The organism is Nocardia sp. NPDC051832 (genome assembly GCF_040681285.1).
Taxonomy (GTDB): Bacteria; Actinomycetota; Actinomycetes; order Mycobacteriales; family Mycobacteriaceae; genus Nocardia.
In genome coordinates this window covers 719,475-735,331 of record NZ_JBFAYL010000002.1, presented here as the reverse complement: position 1 = coordinate 735,331, position 15,857 = coordinate 719,475, and the positions used below count along the sequence as shown (strand labels likewise).

General features: G+C 68.9%; 17 protein-coding genes. 9 read left to right on the top strand and 8 right to left on the bottom strand.

From position 1 onward, the window contains the following. Positions 1-2 precede the first annotated feature (2 nt). The 3 genes from AB0M14_RS13225 to AB0M14_RS13215 all read right to left on the bottom strand — a co-directional run bounded on the left by AB0M14_RS13225 (position 3) and on the right by AB0M14_RS13215 (position 2,432). Entirely contained in the window at positions 3-1,181 is a 1,179-nt protein-coding gene (locus tag AB0M14_RS13225; RefSeq protein ID WP_364993342.1) for a cation:proton antiporter, read from the bottom strand. Between the two features lie 4 nt (positions 1,182-1,185). Beyond that, positions 1,186-1,668: a cation:proton antiporter regulatory subunit gene (locus tag AB0M14_RS13220; protein WP_364993338.1), complete on the bottom strand. Its 483-nt coding sequence runs from the start codon at positions 1,666-1,668 to the stop codon at positions 1,186-1,188. 68 nt (positions 1,669-1,736) lie between these two features. Beyond that, positions 1,737-2,432: a GAP family protein gene (locus AB0M14_RS13215; protein ID WP_364993335.1), complete on the bottom strand. Its 696-nt coding sequence runs from the start codon at positions 2,430-2,432 to the stop codon at positions 1,737-1,739. A 108-nt stretch (positions 2,433-2,540) separates the two neighbouring features. On the opposite strand from AB0M14_RS13215, the gene AB0M14_RS13210 reads away from it, so the two are divergent. Further along, complete coding sequence (locus AB0M14_RS13210) at positions 2,541-3,728, top strand: histidine kinase (RefSeq protein WP_364993332.1); 1,188 nt, start codon at positions 2,541-2,543, stop codon at positions 3,726-3,728. A gap of 9 nt (positions 3,729-3,737) precedes the next feature. On the opposite strand, the gene AB0M14_RS13205 is transcribed toward AB0M14_RS13210, so the two are convergent. After that, positions 3,738-4,262 (bottom strand): hypothetical protein, encoded by a 525-nt coding sequence (locus AB0M14_RS13205; protein WP_364993328.1) that lies wholly within the window; start codon positions 4,260-4,262, stop codon positions 3,738-3,740. Between the two features lie 160 nt (positions 4,263-4,422). Here AB0M14_RS13205 and AB0M14_RS13200 point away from each other — a divergent pair, with 160 nt between their 5' ends. Both AB0M14_RS13200 and AB0M14_RS13195 read left to right on the top strand, forming a co-directional pair. Beyond that, entirely contained in the window at positions 4,423-5,496 is a 1,074-nt protein-coding gene (locus AB0M14_RS13200; RefSeq protein ID WP_364995737.1) for an ionic transporter y4hA, read from the top strand. A 60-nt stretch (positions 5,497-5,556) separates the two neighbouring features. Continuing rightward, complete coding sequence (locus AB0M14_RS13195) at positions 5,557-6,204, top strand: response regulator transcription factor (RefSeq protein ID WP_364993325.1); 648 nt, start codon at positions 5,557-5,559, stop codon at positions 6,202-6,204. Here the strand turns inward: AB0M14_RS13195 and AB0M14_RS13190 are convergent, their stop codons facing one another. Then, positions 6,205-6,564, bottom strand: coding sequence for a DUF952 domain-containing protein (locus tag AB0M14_RS13190; RefSeq protein ID WP_364993322.1), 360 nt, complete (start codon positions 6,562-6,564; stop codon positions 6,205-6,207). 273 nt (positions 6,565-6,837) lie between these two features. Between AB0M14_RS13190 and AB0M14_RS13185 the strand changes: the two genes are divergently transcribed. The 4 genes from AB0M14_RS13185 to AB0M14_RS13170 all read left to right on the top strand — a co-directional run bounded on the left by AB0M14_RS13185 (position 6,838) and on the right by AB0M14_RS13170 (position 10,086). Further along, complete coding sequence (locus AB0M14_RS13185; protein ID WP_033087939.1) at positions 6,838-7,032, top strand: hypothetical protein; 195 nt, start codon at positions 6,838-6,840, stop codon at positions 7,030-7,032. A 186-nt stretch (positions 7,033-7,218) separates the two neighbouring features. Continuing rightward, a complete protein-coding gene (locus AB0M14_RS13180) occupies positions 7,219-9,027 on the top strand; it encodes a DEAD/DEAH box helicase (RefSeq protein WP_364993319.1) in 1,809 nt (602 codons plus the stop codon). Beyond that, positions 9,027-9,575, top strand: coding sequence for a hypothetical protein (locus AB0M14_RS13175; RefSeq protein WP_364993316.1), 549 nt, complete (start codon positions 9,027-9,029; stop codon positions 9,573-9,575). The genes AB0M14_RS13180 and AB0M14_RS13175 overlap by 1 nt, the downstream gene beginning before the upstream one ends. Before the next feature lie 52 nt (positions 9,576-9,627). After that, positions 9,628-10,086, top strand: a complete 459-nt coding sequence (locus AB0M14_RS13170) for a hypothetical protein (RefSeq protein ID WP_364993313.1) — start codon at positions 9,628-9,630, stop codon at positions 10,084-10,086. Here AB0M14_RS13170 and AB0M14_RS13165 read toward each other — a convergent pair. Then, a complete protein-coding gene (locus AB0M14_RS13165; RefSeq protein ID WP_364993311.1) occupies positions 10,083-11,780 on the bottom strand; it encodes a nitroreductase family deazaflavin-dependent oxidoreductase in 1,698 nt (565 codons plus the stop codon). The genes AB0M14_RS13170 and AB0M14_RS13165 overlap by 4 nt on opposite strands. 128 nt (positions 11,781-11,908) lie before the next feature. Between AB0M14_RS13165 and AB0M14_RS13160 the strand changes: the two genes are divergently transcribed. Beyond that, the gene (locus tag AB0M14_RS13160; RefSeq protein WP_364993308.1) at positions 11,909-12,505 is read left to right on the top strand and encodes a TetR/AcrR family transcriptional regulator; all 597 of its coding nucleotides are present in this window, start codon (positions 11,909-11,911) and stop codon (positions 12,503-12,505) included. On the opposite strand, the gene AB0M14_RS13155 is transcribed toward AB0M14_RS13160, so the two are convergent. After that, a complete protein-coding gene (locus AB0M14_RS13155) occupies positions 12,483-14,168 on the bottom strand; it encodes a DEAD/DEAH box helicase (RefSeq protein ID WP_364995734.1) in 1,686 nt (561 codons plus the stop codon). The two genes, AB0M14_RS13160 and AB0M14_RS13155, sit on opposite strands and share 23 nt — an antisense overlap. Before the next feature lie 270 nt (positions 14,169-14,438). Between AB0M14_RS13155 and AB0M14_RS13150 the strand changes: the two genes are divergently transcribed. Beyond that, positions 14,439-15,548 (top strand): YihY/virulence factor BrkB family protein, encoded by a 1,110-nt coding sequence (locus AB0M14_RS13150; RefSeq protein WP_364993304.1) that lies wholly within the window; start codon positions 14,439-14,441, stop codon positions 15,546-15,548. Positions 15,549-15,602: 54 nt separating this feature from the next. On the opposite strand, the gene AB0M14_RS13145 is transcribed toward AB0M14_RS13150, so the two are convergent. After that, the gene (locus AB0M14_RS13145; protein ID WP_364993301.1) at positions 15,603-15,839 is read right to left on the bottom strand and encodes a DUF3039 domain-containing protein; all 237 of its coding nucleotides are present in this window, start codon (positions 15,837-15,839) and stop codon (positions 15,603-15,605) included. Positions 15,840-15,857: the final 18 nt, after the last annotated feature.

The window sequence follows — 15,857 nt, the reverse complement described above, 5'->3', positions numbered from 1 at the left end:
GCTCAAATCGCCTCGGTGCGAGTCCGGTTCAGGCCGAACCGGATGACCGGCTCCACCACCCGCGCCGCCACCGGCCCGAGCACCGCCATCAGCAGCACATAGGCCGAAGCCAGCGCGGCCAGCTCCTTGCCGACGGTCGTCATCCCGACCGCCAATCCTGCGATGACGATGGAGAATTCGCCGCGCGCGACCAACGCGGCCCCGGCCCGCGCCCGGCCCATCCGGGCGATGCCCTGCCGGCTCGCCGCCCACCAGCCGGTCGCCACCTTCGTCGCCACGGTGATCAGCGCCAGCGCGATCGCCCAGCCGAGCACCGGCGGAATCGCGGTCGGATCGGTGTTCAGGCCGAAGGCGACGAAGAACATCGCGGCGAACAGATCCCGCAGCGGCTCCAGCAGTTTCGCGGCCTCGTGCGCGGTGGACCCGGAGATCGCGATGCCGAGCAGGAACGCGCCGACCGCCGCCGACACGTTCAGCGAGGACGCCGCCCCCGCCACCAGCAGCGCCGCGCCGAGCAGTTTGAGCAGGAACACCTCGTTGTCGGGACTGTCGATCAGCGCCGAGACGTAGCGGCCGTAGCGCAGCGCGACCACGAGCACCACGGTGACCGTCACCAAAGCGATGGCGAGCGCCTTCATTCCGGCCAGCAGGCTCAGTCCGGCCAGCATGGTGGTGAGGATCGGCAGGTACACCGCCATCGCCAGATCCTCGAACACCAGGATGGACAGGATCACCGGCGTCTCCCGGTTACCCAGGCGGCCGAGATCGTTGAGCACCTTCGCGACGATCCCGGAGGAGGAGATGTAGGTGACGCCGCCCATGGTGACCGCGCCGACCGCGCCCCACCCGAGCAGCAACGCGACCACCACCCCGGGCGTGGCGTTGGCGACCAGATCGAAGAGCCCCGCCGCCCAGGACCGGCGCAGCCCGGTCACCAGTTCGGCGGCGGTGTACTCCAAGCCGAGCAGCAACAACAGCAGCACGACGCCGATTTCGCCTGCCACATGGCCGAATTCGATGGCCGCGTGCAGTTCGATGAATCCGCCGTGCCCGAAAACCAGCCCGCCCAGCAGATACAGCGGGATCGGTGACATCCCGAAGTGGACCGCCACCCGCCCCAGCATCCCCAGGGCGAACAGCACCGCTCCGAGTTCTACCAGCGCGAGCGCGGTAGTCGTCACGTCCTCAACCGTGCGAGAGAATCTTCGCGGCCGCGTCCAGGCCGTCGGGGGTGCCGACGACCACGAGCACATCGTCGGTCGTGAAGGTGAAATCCGGTCCCGGCGAGGGATGCAGCTGACCGGCGCGCATCACCGCGACGATGGACACCTTGGTGCGGGTGCGCATCGCGGTCTCGCCGAGCGTGCGCTCCGCGTACGGCGAGTCCTCGTCGATCGGCAGCTGCCGGGTCGTGATGCCGGGCAGGTCCCGGTGGTCTTCCTCGAGCTGCGCCACCAGTTGCGGCGCCCCGAGCAGGTTGGCCAGCACGGCCGCCTCGTCGGTGCTCAGCGGCACCTGGGCCGCGCACGCGTCCGGATCGGAGAGCTTGGAGACGATCAGGTCGATTCCACCGTCACGGTGGTCCACCACACCGATGCGGCGCCCGGAGCGCGCCTGGAAATCCTTGCGTACCCCGATACCTGGGAGGGCGGTGACATCGATGTTCACCGGTACACCCTAGCGCTTGACCGAGCGCACTCCCCGGTATCGGAGTTCTGGATTGCATCGAGTCGAACTCAGTTTCCGAACAACCCGGGAACGGCGCCGCGCACCAGCAGAATGCCCGCGATGGCCAGCGCCCAGCCGGTCGCGCTGTCCGCGTGCCGGGACAGGAACGCGTCGATGCGGGCCAGTAGCGGTTCGATCCTGGCGTGCAACAGCTTTCGCGCGGCGATGAGCACCAGCGCGGGCGCGACCATGACCAGGCAGTAGCCCGCCAGCAGGGCGATCGAGGTGAGGGTGGACAGGTCACTGGACACCAGCAGTCCGATCGCCGCCAGGTACGGCAGCATCGTGAACAATTCCAGGGTGCCCGCGCTCACCGCGAGCACCGCCAGACCGGTAGTGGTGGATTGCGAGTTCAGGGCGCGGGTGCGCCAAGCCGCGGTCCGGTCGGGTTCGCCGCGTTCCCGGCGCTTCTTGGAGTCGAACCGCCAGGACACCGCGAACAGCGCGATGCCGAGCAGCAGCTGCGGGACCAGGACGATCGGGCTGCGGGCCAGGTCGCCGAAGCGGTCCAGCGCCGAGCCGACCACGGTCAGCAGCGCCACGCCGACCAGGAAATAGAAGACGGTGATCGCGCCGAGGTAGGCGAGCATGCGCCGCACGGGCGGACGTTCCGGGGCCATCAGCAGCCAGATCGGCAGGACCAGGGTGCCGATGCTGGTGGAGTCCACCAGGGCCAATCCGATCAGGGCCGGTATCAGTATCACCCGATGAGCCTCGCGCGACCGGGCCGCGAACGGCGTCGGCCTTCGGATCGATCGCGGGTCATCACTTCGGCGGACCCCGGTCCGGCGGGCGTGTGCTGTGATGGTTCGGTGAAGCAGTGGCACGCGTTGTCGGCGACGACACAGGACGTGTTGATCGCGCTGTTCCTGTTCAGTCTCGGCGCGGTGCTGTATCTGTCCGGGCTCTACCCCTTGGGCGGCCAGGCGAGCACCGAGGCCCCGCTGACGGTGCGCTTCACGATTCTGGCCGCTTTGTGCGGGGCGTCCCTGCTGCGCCGCCGGATGCCTGGCACCGCGCTGGCGGTCGGGGTGCTACCGCTGGTCGCCGACACACTTCTCGGCTCGACCGTGCCGGTCTGGCTGCTCTATTCGGACCTGGTCTACGCGGCGGTCCTATACGGGTCGCGAAGGATCTCCAAAGTGACCGCCATCGCGAGCGGAGTGCTGTCGCTGGGGCTCGCGATCGCGGTCTGGGTCGGCGTCGGCGACTGGCACGCCTTCGCCATCGCCATCGCCGCGGCCTTCGCCTTCATCGGCACGCCGGTCTGGTGGGCCTTGCAGGTCCGCCAGCACAAGGAGATCGCCGCCGCCGAACACACCCGCGCCCAAGCCATGACCCTCGTCGCCGAACTCGACCGCCGCGCCGCCATCGCCGACGAACGCAAAACCATGGCCCGCGACCTGCACGACGTCATCGCCGGCCACCTCTCCGCCATCGCCATCCAATCCGAAGCCGCCCTGGGCGTCCTGAGCAGGTCCGATATCGACCCGAAGGTCTCCGGCATCCTCGCCTCGATCCGTTCCAACAGCGTCAGCGCCCTACAGGAAATGCGCACCATGATCGGCTTGCTCCGCGACGACGGCGCCGAGGAGGACATCGCCGCTCCCCGCACACTCGCTCAGCTTCCCATTCTGGTCGACGCCGCCCGCGCCGCCGGAATCAGTGTGCGCGTCCAGGATTCGCTGAATGGAACGGCGCTGCCGAGCGCCGTCGACCAGGCCGCGTACCGGATCATCCAGGAGGCGCTGACCAACGCGATGAAGCACGCGCCCGGCCAGCCGGTCAGCATCGATGTGCGCGAGCAGGAAGCGAGTCTGGTTCTGACAGTGCGCAACCCGACGGCCGGCCATCGCCCCGGCGCGCCACTGGACGACGCGGCGGGGCGCGGTCTGATGAACATGCGCGAACGCGCGGCAGCACTGGGCGGGACGTTCACCGCCGAGCCGCAGGAAGGCCGCTGGGAAATCCTTGCCCAGCTGCCTATCTCGGCGACTTGATCCCGGTGCTCAGAAGGCGGGTACGTCGCTGGTGCTGGCGTTCCCGCCGATCGACGGCTTCAGGGTGACCTCCCAGTCACTGGATTCGTCGAAGGAGTCGTCGAACTTCTGGAACTGGCGGTCGCGGGTGAAGGCGAGAGCCGCCTGATCCCAGTCGGTGCCGGATTTCAGATACACGTAGTAGGTGCCGGCGATGCCGCTGAGCGTGGCCCTGGAATTGGCCTGGATGTACATCGTCGCCTGCGGGGCCTTGGGGTCGCCGTTGGTCACCACCACCGCGACATCGGACTTGTCGTCGTTGATGACGGTCAGATTCCCCGCGCCCACCAGCCCAGCCTGCTGCACGACCTCGCCGTTGCCGGCCCGGCGATTCAGCAGCGGCGCCGGCGGGGCCGTCGACTTGGTGGTCGAGGCCACCGCCCGGCTGGTTTGCGGACTTGTTGTCGCGCGGCTGCTCGTGTCCTTCGACGTCCCGCATCCCGCGGCCACCAGCGCCGCGGCGACAGCGACAACGCACAACAGTCTTTTCGACATGAATCCCCCGTAATCCGGCTCGAGCGCTAACTTTTCATTATCGCGGGTCCGCACCGATCGCGCCACTCGGCGGAGTGATTCCACCCCCGCCAGAGGGCGACCCTGGTCTCCAATGCCCGGACGCTGCCGATTCGCTGGAATTATGGAGGGCATGATGCGATTGCTGACCCGACACTGGACGACCGTTGTTCCGCTGCTCGCCATCGTGGTCTTGGCAATCGCATGGTTCACCCACCCCTCCGGTCCGGTCGTCATCGTGCTGGTCCTGGCGCTGGCCGGCGCGACGCTCTCGGCCGTGCAGCATGCCGAGGTGGTGGCGCATCGGGTCGGTGAACCGTTCGGGTCGCTGGTGCTGGCGGTGGCCGTCACCGTGATCGAAGTCGGATTGATCTTGACGTTGATGGCGTCCGGCGGCCCGGACGCCTCGTCGCTGGCGCGCGACACCGTGTTCGCGGCGGTGATGATCACCTGCAACGGCATCTTCGGGTTGTCGCTGCTGGTCGGGGCGCTACGGCGGCGGGTAGCGGTGTTCAACGCCGAGGGCACGGGCGCCGCGCTGGCGACGGTGGCGACCCTGGCCACGCTGAGCCTGGTACTGCCGACCTTCACCACGAGCAAGCCCGGTCCGGAGTTCTCGGGGTCGCAGCTGGCCTTCGCGGCCGTGGCCTCGCTGCTGCTCTACGGCTTGTTCGTGGCCGTGCAGACCATCCGGCACCCCGACGACTTCCTCCCGGTCGAGGTGGGCGACGCCGACGACGAGCAGCACGAACCCCCGTCGGTCCGGTCCACCGTGCTGAGCCTGGCCCTGCTGGTCGTCGCCCTGGTCGGCGTGGTCGGACTGGCGAAGATGGTGTCCCCCGCCATCGAGAACGGCGTGCACGCGGCCGGGCTGCCCCGCTCGGCGGTCGGCGTGGTCATCGCGATGCTGGTGCTGCTGCCGGAGACCTTGGCCGCCGTGCGGGTGGCCCGCCGCGACCGCGTCCAGATCAGCCTGAACCTGGCGCTGGGTTCGGCGATGGCCAGCATCGGCCTGACGATCCCCGCGATCGCCCTGGCCTCGATCTGGATCTCCGGGCCGCTCACCCTCGGCCTGGGCGCGACCCAGATGGTGCTGCTGGCGCTGACGGTGGTGGTGGGCGCGCTCACCGTGGTGCCCGGTCGCGCGACCTTGTTACAGGGCGGCGTGCACCTGGTGTTGTTCGCGGCGTTCGTGTTTCTCGCGGTCAGTCCGTAGGCGCGCCGGTCCTTCCTTCGACGGATCCGCGCGGCGACGGGCCTGTGTTCTGATGAGGCCGTGACGATTCGCGTGCTCATCGCCGACGACCACGGCGCCATCCGGGCCGGGCTGCGGATGATCTTGGACAGCGCCGACGGCATCGAGGTGGTCGGCGAGGCCGCCGACGGCGACGTCGCGGTCGCGCAGGCCAAGGCGCTGCGGCCGGACGTGGTGCTGATGGACGTGCGCATGCCCGGCGTCGACGGCATCACCGCGACCGAGCGGATCACCGCCGACGGGCTCGCCCGCGTGCTCATCCTGACCACCTTCGACTTGGACGAGTACGTCTTCCGGACCTTGCGGGCGGGCGCGGCGGGATTCGTGCTGAAGTCCACCTCCGGTGCGGCGCTTGTGGATTCGGTGCGCGCGGTCGCGGCCGGAGACGGCGTGCTGGCGCCGGAGGTGACCAAGGCGGTCATCACCGCGTTCGCCGCCTCGGCCACCGAGACCCAGGCGCCGGCTCCGGTGGGCCTGGCCGATCTCACCGAACGGGAACGCGAGGTCCTGGACTGCCTGGGCGACGGCCTGTCCAACGCGCAGATCGCGGGCCGGCTGTTCATCGGGGAGACCACCGTGAAAACCCATGTCTCCCGGGTGCTTACCAAGCTCGGCGTGCGTTCCCGGGTGCAGGCCGCCATCTTGGCCCGCGAAGCCCGGGAGCCGTGATCAGCGCGCCAAGGGCGCGAAGCCGCCGTCCGCCCCGGGCCGGTACTCCTGCACCGAAGTGACCGCGGCCACCGGCAGCGGACCGTAGAGGTGCGGGAAGAGCATCGACTCCGGATCCGACGGCACACCGGGCTCCCACTTCACCTCCGACCCGACCTGATCCGGGTCGATCCACAGCAGCACCAGATCCTGCTTGCCCCGGAACAGCCGGTTGGCCGGGAGGTGCGCTTGCTGGGGCGTGGACAGGTGGATGAATCCCGCCTCGGCCAGCGACGCCGGGCGATACTCGCCGATTTGCCGAGCGTTCGACCAGTCTGCTAGGTCACAAATGTGAACGAGTGTGTGAGTGTCGTGGATCACGGGTAATCTCCCGGTAGACAACTGGATAGGCGAGTTCGAGAAGTGAACGAGAACGGGTGCGAAACCTGAGCTGAGCTGTTCGCCTGTAGCGAAATACCAGGTCATGTTAGGGAAAACACACTGAATCGTTTACGGGAACAAAGCCCCCGTCCCGAACGTCTGACAGAGTAGTCATACCACTGCTGGGAAGTAGCGGTAGCGAGCCCGCGGAGTGACCACGGGCCCCACACCAGGTGAACGGACTGTAGTGCCGGGAGCCAGGACGGAGGAGTCATGCCAGGAACCCTGACAAGCACCCCACTGACCGCGGTCGATCGTTGCGACCGCTGCGGGGCGGCAGCGCGCGTGCGCGCCACCCTTCCCGCAGGTGGAGAGTTGCTCTTCTGCCAGCACCACGCGAACGAGCACATGGATCGCTTGCGTGAGTTGGAAGCCGTGATCGACACGGAGTCCGCTCCCGCGTTGTAAGCACCAGTTCAGACCTCGCGTCCCGACACAACAGCATCGAACAACAGAACACAGTCTTCACCGGCAGCGGGCGACACCAGTCGCCCGCTGTCGGCGTCCCTGGACAATTTTTGTGCCGCACAACACATTGCAAGTGAGGGGATCGATCTGTCTTCCACCCAGGCCACCTACCTACCCGACCGGCACATGTTCGCGCTGTGGACATGGAGCGGGCGCACGACCGGGCGGGCGCCCACCGGAGTCGGTGAGCGGGAAACGCTGCCGCTGGCCGTGCCGGTGAGCACGCTGGACGCGCTCGAGATCGTGAACGTCGACTGCGCGCTCGTCACTCCGGAAGAACTTGCCGAACTGCGCATTCCGGGCGCTGTGGGCGCGGGACCTGGCGACCCGGCCAACAGCGACATGCCGCAGGAATCGCAGGACCGCTCCGTCGAGCTTCCGGCGGTATCGCTGCGCACGTGGCAAGTCGTGCTGCGCGAGGGCGGTGAAGTCGCGCTGCCGCTAGCCGCGCATGCCGTCCCCGACGCGGTCGGCACCTCGATCGTCGCAGCGGAGCGTGCGATGCGGGTGCTGCGCGAAACCCTGTCGGTTTCCACCGAATTGGCCTCGACGCTGAAGGCGGATCTGCGGCCCTACCAGGCCCGCGGCGTCAGCTGGCTGCGCGAGACCGTCGAGGCTTTCGGCGGGGCGGTGCTGGCCGATGAGATGGGTCTCGGCAAGACGGTGCAGACCATCGGGTTCCTGGTCGGGCGCGCGGGCGAGGGCCCGCAGCTCGTCGTGTGCCCGACCTCGCTGGTCGGCAACTGGGCGCACGAGATCACGCGGTTCGCGCCGGAGCTGCGGCCGGTGGTGTGGCGCGGCGGGGAGGTGACCGCGGAGCCGGGCACCGTCGTCGTGGCCGGATACCCGACGCTGCGCCTGCACGGGCAGCACCTGACCGGGACCACCTGGGCGACGGTCGTTTTCGACGAGGCGCAGGCCCTGAAGAACCCGCGCACTCAGGTGTCGAAGGCGGCGCGAGCGCTGCCCGCCGCGGCCAAGGTCGCGCTCACCGGTACACCGGTGGAGAACCATCTCGAGGAACTGTTCGCGCTGCTCAATCTGGTCGCGCCGACCTTGTTCGCGCATCGCACCCAGTTCCGCCGGCGGTTCGTCCGCCCGATCGAGGCGGGTTCGGCTACCGCCGCGGCCCGGTTGCGTGCCGCCACCGAACCCGTCGTGCTGGCGCGCAAGAAGATTCAGGTCGCCGCGTCGCTACCCGCGAAGATCCACACCGACCTGCTGTGCGACCTCACCGCCGAGCAGGAGAAGCTCTACGACCAGTTGCTCGATCGAGCCATCGACGACGGCTTCGGCGACGGTGTGCAACGCCAGGCCCGGGTGCTGGCCGCACTCACCGCACTCAAGCAGGTCTGCAACCACCCGGGACTGATCACCGGCGAACTCGGCGAACTCACCGGCCGCTCCGGCAAGCTCGATCTGTGCACCGACATCGTCGGCACCAACCTCGAAACCGACTCCCCCACCTTGATCTTCACCCAGTACCGGCAGACCGGTGAACTGCTGGTCCGGCATCTGGCCGAACAGTTCGGCGTCACCGCTCCGTTCTTCCACGGCAGCCTGAATCAGGACCAGCGCGCCGCGCTCGTCTCGGACTTCCAATCCCCGGACGGACCTCCCGTGCTGATCCTGAGCCTGCGTGCCGCCGGCACCGGCCTCACCCTGACCCGCGCCGCCGATGTGATCCACTTCGACCGCTGGTGGAATCCGGCCGTGGAAGCCCAGGCTTCCGACCGCGCCCACCGCATCGGCCAAACCCGCACCGTCACCGTCACCACCCTCACCTCCGGCACCACCGTGGAGGAACACATCGCGGGCATGCACGACCGCAAATCCGCCCTCACCGACCTGTCCGACACCGCGGGCATCGCCGCCCTGGCTCGCCTCGACGACGACCAGCTCGTGGAAATCCTGCGCCGGAAGCGAGAGAACTGATGCCGGACAACGACTTCGGATACACCGCCTGGGGCAAGGACTGGCTCCGCCTGGCCGAACCCCTGAAGCAAACCCGCCCCGACCCGCTGCTCCCCCGGGCCCGCAGCATCGCCCGCAACGACGGCGTGCAGGCCACCATCGATGGCCGCAATATCCGCGCGGCGATCCATCGCGGCGGCCAGGCCTCGGTCACGCACATCGAGGTGGCCCCGCTGACTCGTTCCGCGGTCACCGCCATCGCCGAGCTGATTCCCGACGCGACCGTCCTCACCGACGACATGCACCGAACCCTCGTCGGCGCGGGCCTGACCCCCACACCCGTGCTGGCGGCGACCGATTGCTCCTGCTCGGCCCGCAACCCGCGCTGTGTCCACCTGCTCTCCGTCCTCTACGACCTGACCCGCCGGGTCGACGAGAACCCCCGCGTAGCCCTCGAACTCCAGGGCTTTTTCGAAGCGGCCCACCAGGATCCGGCCGCCCTCGTGGAATCCCCCCGCTGGACCCCCATCAACACCCTCGACCCAGCCGCCTACTTCGAACCGGCTTGACGCGCCAGACGATCATTGACCTGAAGTAATATTCAGGTTTTACCGTGATCGCATGACGATCAAGGAATACCCCCGTGACGAGCTCGCCGCCCAGCCGATCGGGGCCTGGACCGGCCAGGCCTATCGATTGGTGGTCGGCGCGCTCCGGGCACAGCTAGCCGTCGAGGGGCTGACCCAACCGCACTGGTGGACCCTCAACCATGTCGCGGGCCACCCGGACCACTGGCAGCGCGCCGCACTCATCGAACGCCTGACACCCTACGAAGACCTGGGCCTGGACTTCAACGAGGTGTTCGACGACCTGATCCGGCGCGAGTGGATGATCGAGAGTGCGGGCGCGTTCACGCTGACCGACGCCGGGCAGTCCGCACTCGAACGCGCCCGGAACCGGAACCTGCTGGCGCACAACCAGATGCGCGCTGGAATCGATATCGACGACTTCGTGACCACCATCAACGTCCTGCGTCGCGTGGTGGCCAATCTCGGCGGCGACGGCAACCTGCCGAGCTAGTCCGCGGCGAAGGTGACCCGCACGGTGACCGGCGCGGTCTCCAGGACGGCGAACATCGATCGGGTGAAGGGCGCGAGCGCGGGATGCGGTGCGAACGTGGCGGCGCGGGCGACCACGTCGTCGTCTGGAAGGAACTCGGCGACGCCCGTGCGCCACCGGTCGCCTTGGCGGACAACGACCTTCGGGTTCGCGGCGATATTCAGGCCCCAGCCCGAGCGCATGCCGTGCTGGCAGATGATCCACGCGCCGTCGTCGTCGAACAGCACCGAGACCGGAACCCGGCGCGGCTGACCGGATTTGCGGCCGATGGTCTCGATCTCGGTAGCCAGCGTGGTGCGGACGCCGACCCGGCTCAGCGCACGCACCGCCGGGTTCATGACATAGCGGCCCAGGACGCGCTCGCGGCGGAATTTGCGGGCGGCCTTGTCCTCGGCGGCCGGTGCCGCGGATCGCTTGGCGCGGAAGGCGTCCACGCCGTGGTGGCGGACCATCTGTACCGCGGTGCGCCACGGCGCGCGCGCCGGATCCGGATCGGATCCCGCGCCGATCAGATGCAACTGGTCGGTGTGCCACTGCAAGTCGAGCGCGCCGTCGAAGGCCTTCAGATTGCCGTTGGCGGCCAGGCGGGGCGGCAGACCCAGGGAGATGTGTGGCGGGCGCAGCGCCTCGGTGCGGCCGGTCAGCAGATCGCCCGCGGCCGTGGGGAACACGGCGGACGGGCGGCCGAGGCCGACCACGTCGCACAGGCCGGAGCCGACCGCGTCGGACATGCCCGCTTCGGTGCGGAAACCGCCCGTCACCGCGAGCGGGGTGGATCCGGCGACGCGGCGCACGGTTTCGGCGTAGTCCAGGAAATACGCTTCCCGCGCGCGAGTGCTGGCCGCGACCGTCCGCGGGCGGCCCATCATGGCGGGCGATTCGTAACTGCCGCCGCTGATCTCGATCAGGTCCACGGCTTCGGCGGCCAGCCGGGCTACCACGTCCCGCGACTCCTCCTCGGTGAAACCGCCGCGCTGGAAGTCCGCCGAGTTCAGCTTGATTCCGAGCGCGAAGCCGGGACTGACCTGTGCCCGAATGGATTTCACGACCTCGAGCACGAACCGCGCCCGGCGCTCCGGATCGCCGCCCCAGGCGTCGGTGCGCTGGTTCGAGATCGGCGAGAGGAACTGCGACACCAGGTATCCGTGGGCGCCGTGGATCTGCACGCCGTCGAACCCGGCGGCTTCCACCACCCGGGCCGCGGCGCCGAAACGCCGGACGATGTCGAGGATCTCGTCCTCGGTGAGCGCGCGCGGGGCGGGCAGCCCCGGAATGGTCAGCGCGATCGCCGAGGGCGCGACCGGGCGATGCCGGGTGGCGATCGGATTGGCTTGGCGGCCTGGATGATTGAGCTGCACCCAGACCGGCGTACCGCCCTCCTTGCCGGCCTTCGCCCACCGGGTGAGCGCGTCGAGATGGCGTTCGTCCTCGATGGCGACGTTTCCCGGCTCGCCCAGATGACGACTGTCCACCATCACATTGCCGGTGACGACGAGCCCGAAGCCGCCCGCGCCCCAGCGGCGGTAGAGGCGTTCCAGGCGCTCGTCGGGCGCGAGTTCGGAGTTGCCCAGCCCCTCGCTGAGGGCGGACTTCATGATCCGGTTGGGTAGCACCTGGCCGCAGGCGAGCGGCAGTTGATCGGGCAGGGTCGGCATCGCTGGGCCCCGTTCGTCGAGGTCGGTTTCAGGTAAACCGATCGGTGTAGTGTGACGGTAGTACACCGATCGGTATACAACAACCGTAGACTGATCCGGATCAAGCCGACGCGGGAAAGGGGTGCGCCATGGGAGCCCGGGACAAACTCGTGGCCAGCGCTATCGACCTCATGCGCCGCCACGGCATCGCGGGCACGGGTATCGCGCAATTGCTCGAGGCCAGCGGCGTCTCCCGTCGCTCGGTCTACCTGAGCTTTCCGGGCGGCAAAGCCGAATTGGTCGCGGAGGCCACCCGAGTCGCGGGCGAGGCGTACAGCGCACTCATGCGCACCGTCACCGCCGGCGCCGACGTTGCCACCTGCGTAGCCGCCTACCCCGCCATGTGGCGAGAAACCATGCTCGCCAGCAACTTCACGGCCGGCTGCCCGATCGTGCACGCCGCGCTCAGTCGCGCCGAAGCGCCCGCCGCCGCGGACGCGGCCCAGCGCACCTTCGCGGAGTGGGAGGAAATCCTCGCCGAACGGCTGCGCGCCGAACAGGTCGACCCCGATACCGCCCGCTCCTTGGCGACCACCATCATCGCCGCCGTCGAGGGCGCGGTCGTACTGTCACTCGCGGAACGCTCCGAGGCCCCGCTGGAACGGACCGCGAAACACCTGGCCGAGCTGATCGCCCAGCACACCCGCCAGACGACAATTGACCTCAGCGGCTACGTAGCGCCGTAATGCGCTCGGCGAGCTGGTCGGCGGTGGCCAGTGCGGTGGGGGGACCACCGCATTCGCGCCGGAGCTCGCCGTGGATGACGCCGTGCGGCTTGCCGGTGCGGTGGTGATGCATGGCGACGAGGCTGTTCAGTTCCCGGCGTAGCTCGCCCAGTTTGTCCGCGGTCGCGACACGTTCGGTCGCGGTCGCCACATGCGCGGACGGCTCGGCGGCGGCTGCCGCGCTGCGATCGGAGACCTGCTTGGACTGGCGTTCACGCAGCAGCGCCCGCATCTGATCGGCGTCGAGCAACCCGGGGATGCCGAGGTAGTCGGCCTCTTCGGCGCTGCCGGCGATGGTGGCGGTGCCGAAGGAATTGCCGTCGTAGATCAGCTGATCGAGTTCGGCGTCGGCGGCGAGGGCGACGAACGCGCGTTCCTCTTCGCCGGGTTCGTCCTTCTGCTTGTTCGCGTCGATGAGCAGCTCGTCGTCGAGCGCGTTCTTCTCCCGGTGCGGTTTGCCGATGATGTGATCGCGCTGCACTTCCAGCTGCGCGGCCAGATCCAGCAGCACCGGCACCGAGGGCAGGAACACGCTCGCCGTCTCACCGGCCTTGCGGGCACGCACGAAACGACCGATGGCCTGCGCGAAATACAGCGGCGTCGAGGCGCTGGTCGCGTACACACCGACCGCGAGACGCGGCACGTCGACGCCTTCGGACACCATGCGGACCGCGACCATCCACGGCTGGGTGCTGTTGGCGAACTCGCCGATCCGGTCCGAGGAGGACGGATCGTCGGAGAGCACCACCGCGGGCCGCTCCCCCGAAATATGTTCCAGCAGTTCGGCGTAATCGCGGGCGCGTTCCTGGTCGGTGGCGATGACCAGGCCGCCCGCATCGGGCATACCGGTGGCACGTAGCTGACGCAGGCGGGTGTCGGCCGCGCGCAGCACCGCGGAAATCCAATCCCCGGCCGGGTCGAGCGCGGTACGCCAGGCGCGGGCGGTGTGCTCGGCGCTCAGCGGTTCACCGAGGCGGGCGGTGTATTCCTCGCCCGCGCTGTCCCGCCAGTGCGCCTCCCCGGAGTAGGCCAGGAACACCACGGGCCGGACGACGCCGTCGGCGAGCGCTTCGGAGTAGCCGTAGGTGTGGTCGGCGCGCGACTGCGGCAGCCCGCCGTCGCCGGGTTCGTAGGTGACGAATGGTATCTGGCTGTCGTCGGACCGGAACGGCGTACCGGTCAGCGCCAGCCGCCGGGTCGCGTCGCCGAACGCCTCGGCGGTCGCGTCACCCCAGCTCTTCGCGTCGCCCGCGTGGTGGATCTCGTCGAGAATCACCAGGGTGCGCCGGTTTTCGGTGCGTACCCGATGTCGCGAGGGATGTGAGGCGATCTGCGCGTAGGTGACGACGACGCCGTGATAGTCGCCGGAGGTGCCACCGGTGGCGTTGGAGAAACGCGAGTCCAGCGCGATCCCGGCCCGGGCCGCGGATTGAGCCCACTGATGCTTGAGGTGCTCGGTCGGCGCGACCACGGTGATCTGATCCACGGTGCGGTCGGCCAGCAATTCGGCGGCCACACGGAGCGCGAAGGTGGTCTTACCCGCGCCGGGTGTCGCGACGGCGAGGAAGTCCCGCGGTTTGGTCGCAAGGTATTTCGTCAGCGCCCGTCGCTGCCATGCGCGCAGCTGGGCGCCGCCTCTGCCTGACGCTCCCGAATCGCCCGGCGAAGCTTCAGTTCCCGCCGCAGCGCCACCCGACCCAGTCACGCAGAAGACCCTAGCGGGCCGACTCGGCGTGTTGCCAAACCGACGCGACGGGGGCGACGGGCATCACATGCCGACCGGCCACAACATCCCTGTTCCGCCGGTCGGCACGGCGTGTCTGACACCTGCGGGTCGCGTGGCGCGCGCGACAAAGCGGTGCTGCGGCGACTCATGCGCGATGCTGTAGGCACCATGAACGACGTCCAGTCCGACGAGAGTGAACCGCCGCCGATCCACAGCGGCGGCGGTGGCGCGCGTCTGTCCCGCACGACCTTGCTGTCGCGCCGGCTGCAGCGCTCGGCCCGGCACGGCTGGCGGCTGATCTCCCGGGTGGCGCGAAAGTCCTGGGACAACTCGATCTTCGCCAAGTCCGCCGCCGCCGCCTTCTGGCAAACGCTGTCGCTGGCGCCGCTGCTGCTGGGTGTCCTCGGCAGCCTCGGCTATGTCGGCGGCCTGTTCGGGCCGGACACCGTCGCCGTCGTCGAATCGAAGATCCTCAGCTTCAGCCGGGAACTGTTCAGTCCGACCGTGGTCAGCGACCTGATCGAACCGACGGTCAACGACGTGCTGGGCCGCGGGCGCGGCGCGGTGGTCTCGTTCGGTTTCGTGCTGTCGCTGTGGGCCGGGTCCTCGGCGATGGCGACCTTCGTCGACGCGATCGTCGAAGCCCACGGCCAGCAGGACGCGCGACACCCGGTGTGGCAGCGCATCTTCGCGCTGCTGCTCTACGTCGGGTTTCTGATCGCCTCGGTTTTCCTGCTGCCGCTGGTCGCGCTGGGCCCGCGACTGGCCGGCCGGGTGTTGCCCGACGCCTGGACCGAAATCGGCATGCGTCTGCTCGACGGCTTCTATTACCCCGGCGTCGGCCTGCTGCTGGTCATCGTGCTGGCCACGCTCTACAAGCTCGCGCTGCACCGGACGCTGCCGTGGCACCGGTTGTTCTGGGGCGCGGTAGTAGCGGGCGTGTTCTTCATGGCCGCCAGTGAAGGCCTGCGTCGGTACCTGTCCTGGATCAACGCGACCGGCGTCACCTACGGCGCGCTCGCGACGCCGATCGCGTTCCTGCTGTTCACGTACTTCCTCGGGTTCGCGGTGATCCTCGGCGCCGAGTTCAACGCGACGGTGCAGGAGTTCTGGCCGGCCCGGGCGACCCGGCTCGAACAGATGAAGGAATGGATCTCCAACCAGGTGCGCGGGGACGACGACCCGGAGGACGCCGAAGGCGAAGCCGGCCCGAGCGCCAACGGCGAGGTCGAGCCCACCGAGCAGTGGCGCGCTCCCGAGGTCCCCGCACAGCACTGAGCACGGCCACGCCGGTGCGGGCGTGGGCCGTGCTCAGGGTCCAGATATCGGGGCTCAGTCGCCCTTGCGCAGGTTTTTGTAGATCTCCTCGCACGCGGGGCACACCGGCGAACCGGGCTTGGCCGAGCGCGTCACCGGGAAGACCTCGCCACACAGGGCGACCACGTGGGTGCCCATGACGGCGCTTTCCGCGATCTTGTTCTTCTTCACGTAGTGGAAGAACTTCGGGGTGTCGTCGTCCGTCGTCTCGTCGGTCGTCGTATCCGGACGAGCCAGGGTGTCGGTACTCACCCGGTCCATTTTGCCACG

Coding starts and splice junctions, on each gene's coding strand:
- AB0M14_RS13205 (WP_364993328.1), bottom strand. CDS start 4,262: ATGTCGAAAAGACTGTTGTGCGTTGTCGCTGTCGCCGCGGCGCTGGTG.
- AB0M14_RS13185 (WP_033087939.1), top strand. CDS start 6,838: ATGCCAGGAACCCTGACAAGCACCCCACTGACCGCGGTCGATCGTTGC.
- AB0M14_RS13180 (WP_364993319.1), top strand. CDS start 7,219: ATGTTCGCGCTGTGGACATGGAGCGGGCGCACGACCGGGCGGGCGCCC.
- AB0M14_RS13175 (WP_364993316.1), top strand. CDS start 9,027: ATGCCGGACAACGACTTCGGATACACCGCCTGGGGCAAGGACTGGCTC.
- AB0M14_RS13170 (WP_364993313.1), top strand. CDS start 9,628: ATGACGATCAAGGAATACCCCCGTGACGAGCTCGCCGCCCAGCCGATC.
- AB0M14_RS13165 (WP_364993311.1), bottom strand. CDS start 11,780: ATGCCGACCCTGCCCGATCAACTGCCGCTCGCCTGCGGCCAGGTGCTA.
- AB0M14_RS13160 (WP_364993308.1), top strand. CDS start 11,909: ATGGGAGCCCGGGACAAACTCGTGGCCAGCGCTATCGACCTCATGCGC.
- AB0M14_RS13150 (WP_364993304.1), top strand. CDS start 14,439: ATGAACGACGTCCAGTCCGACGAGAGTGAACCGCCGCCGATCCACAGC.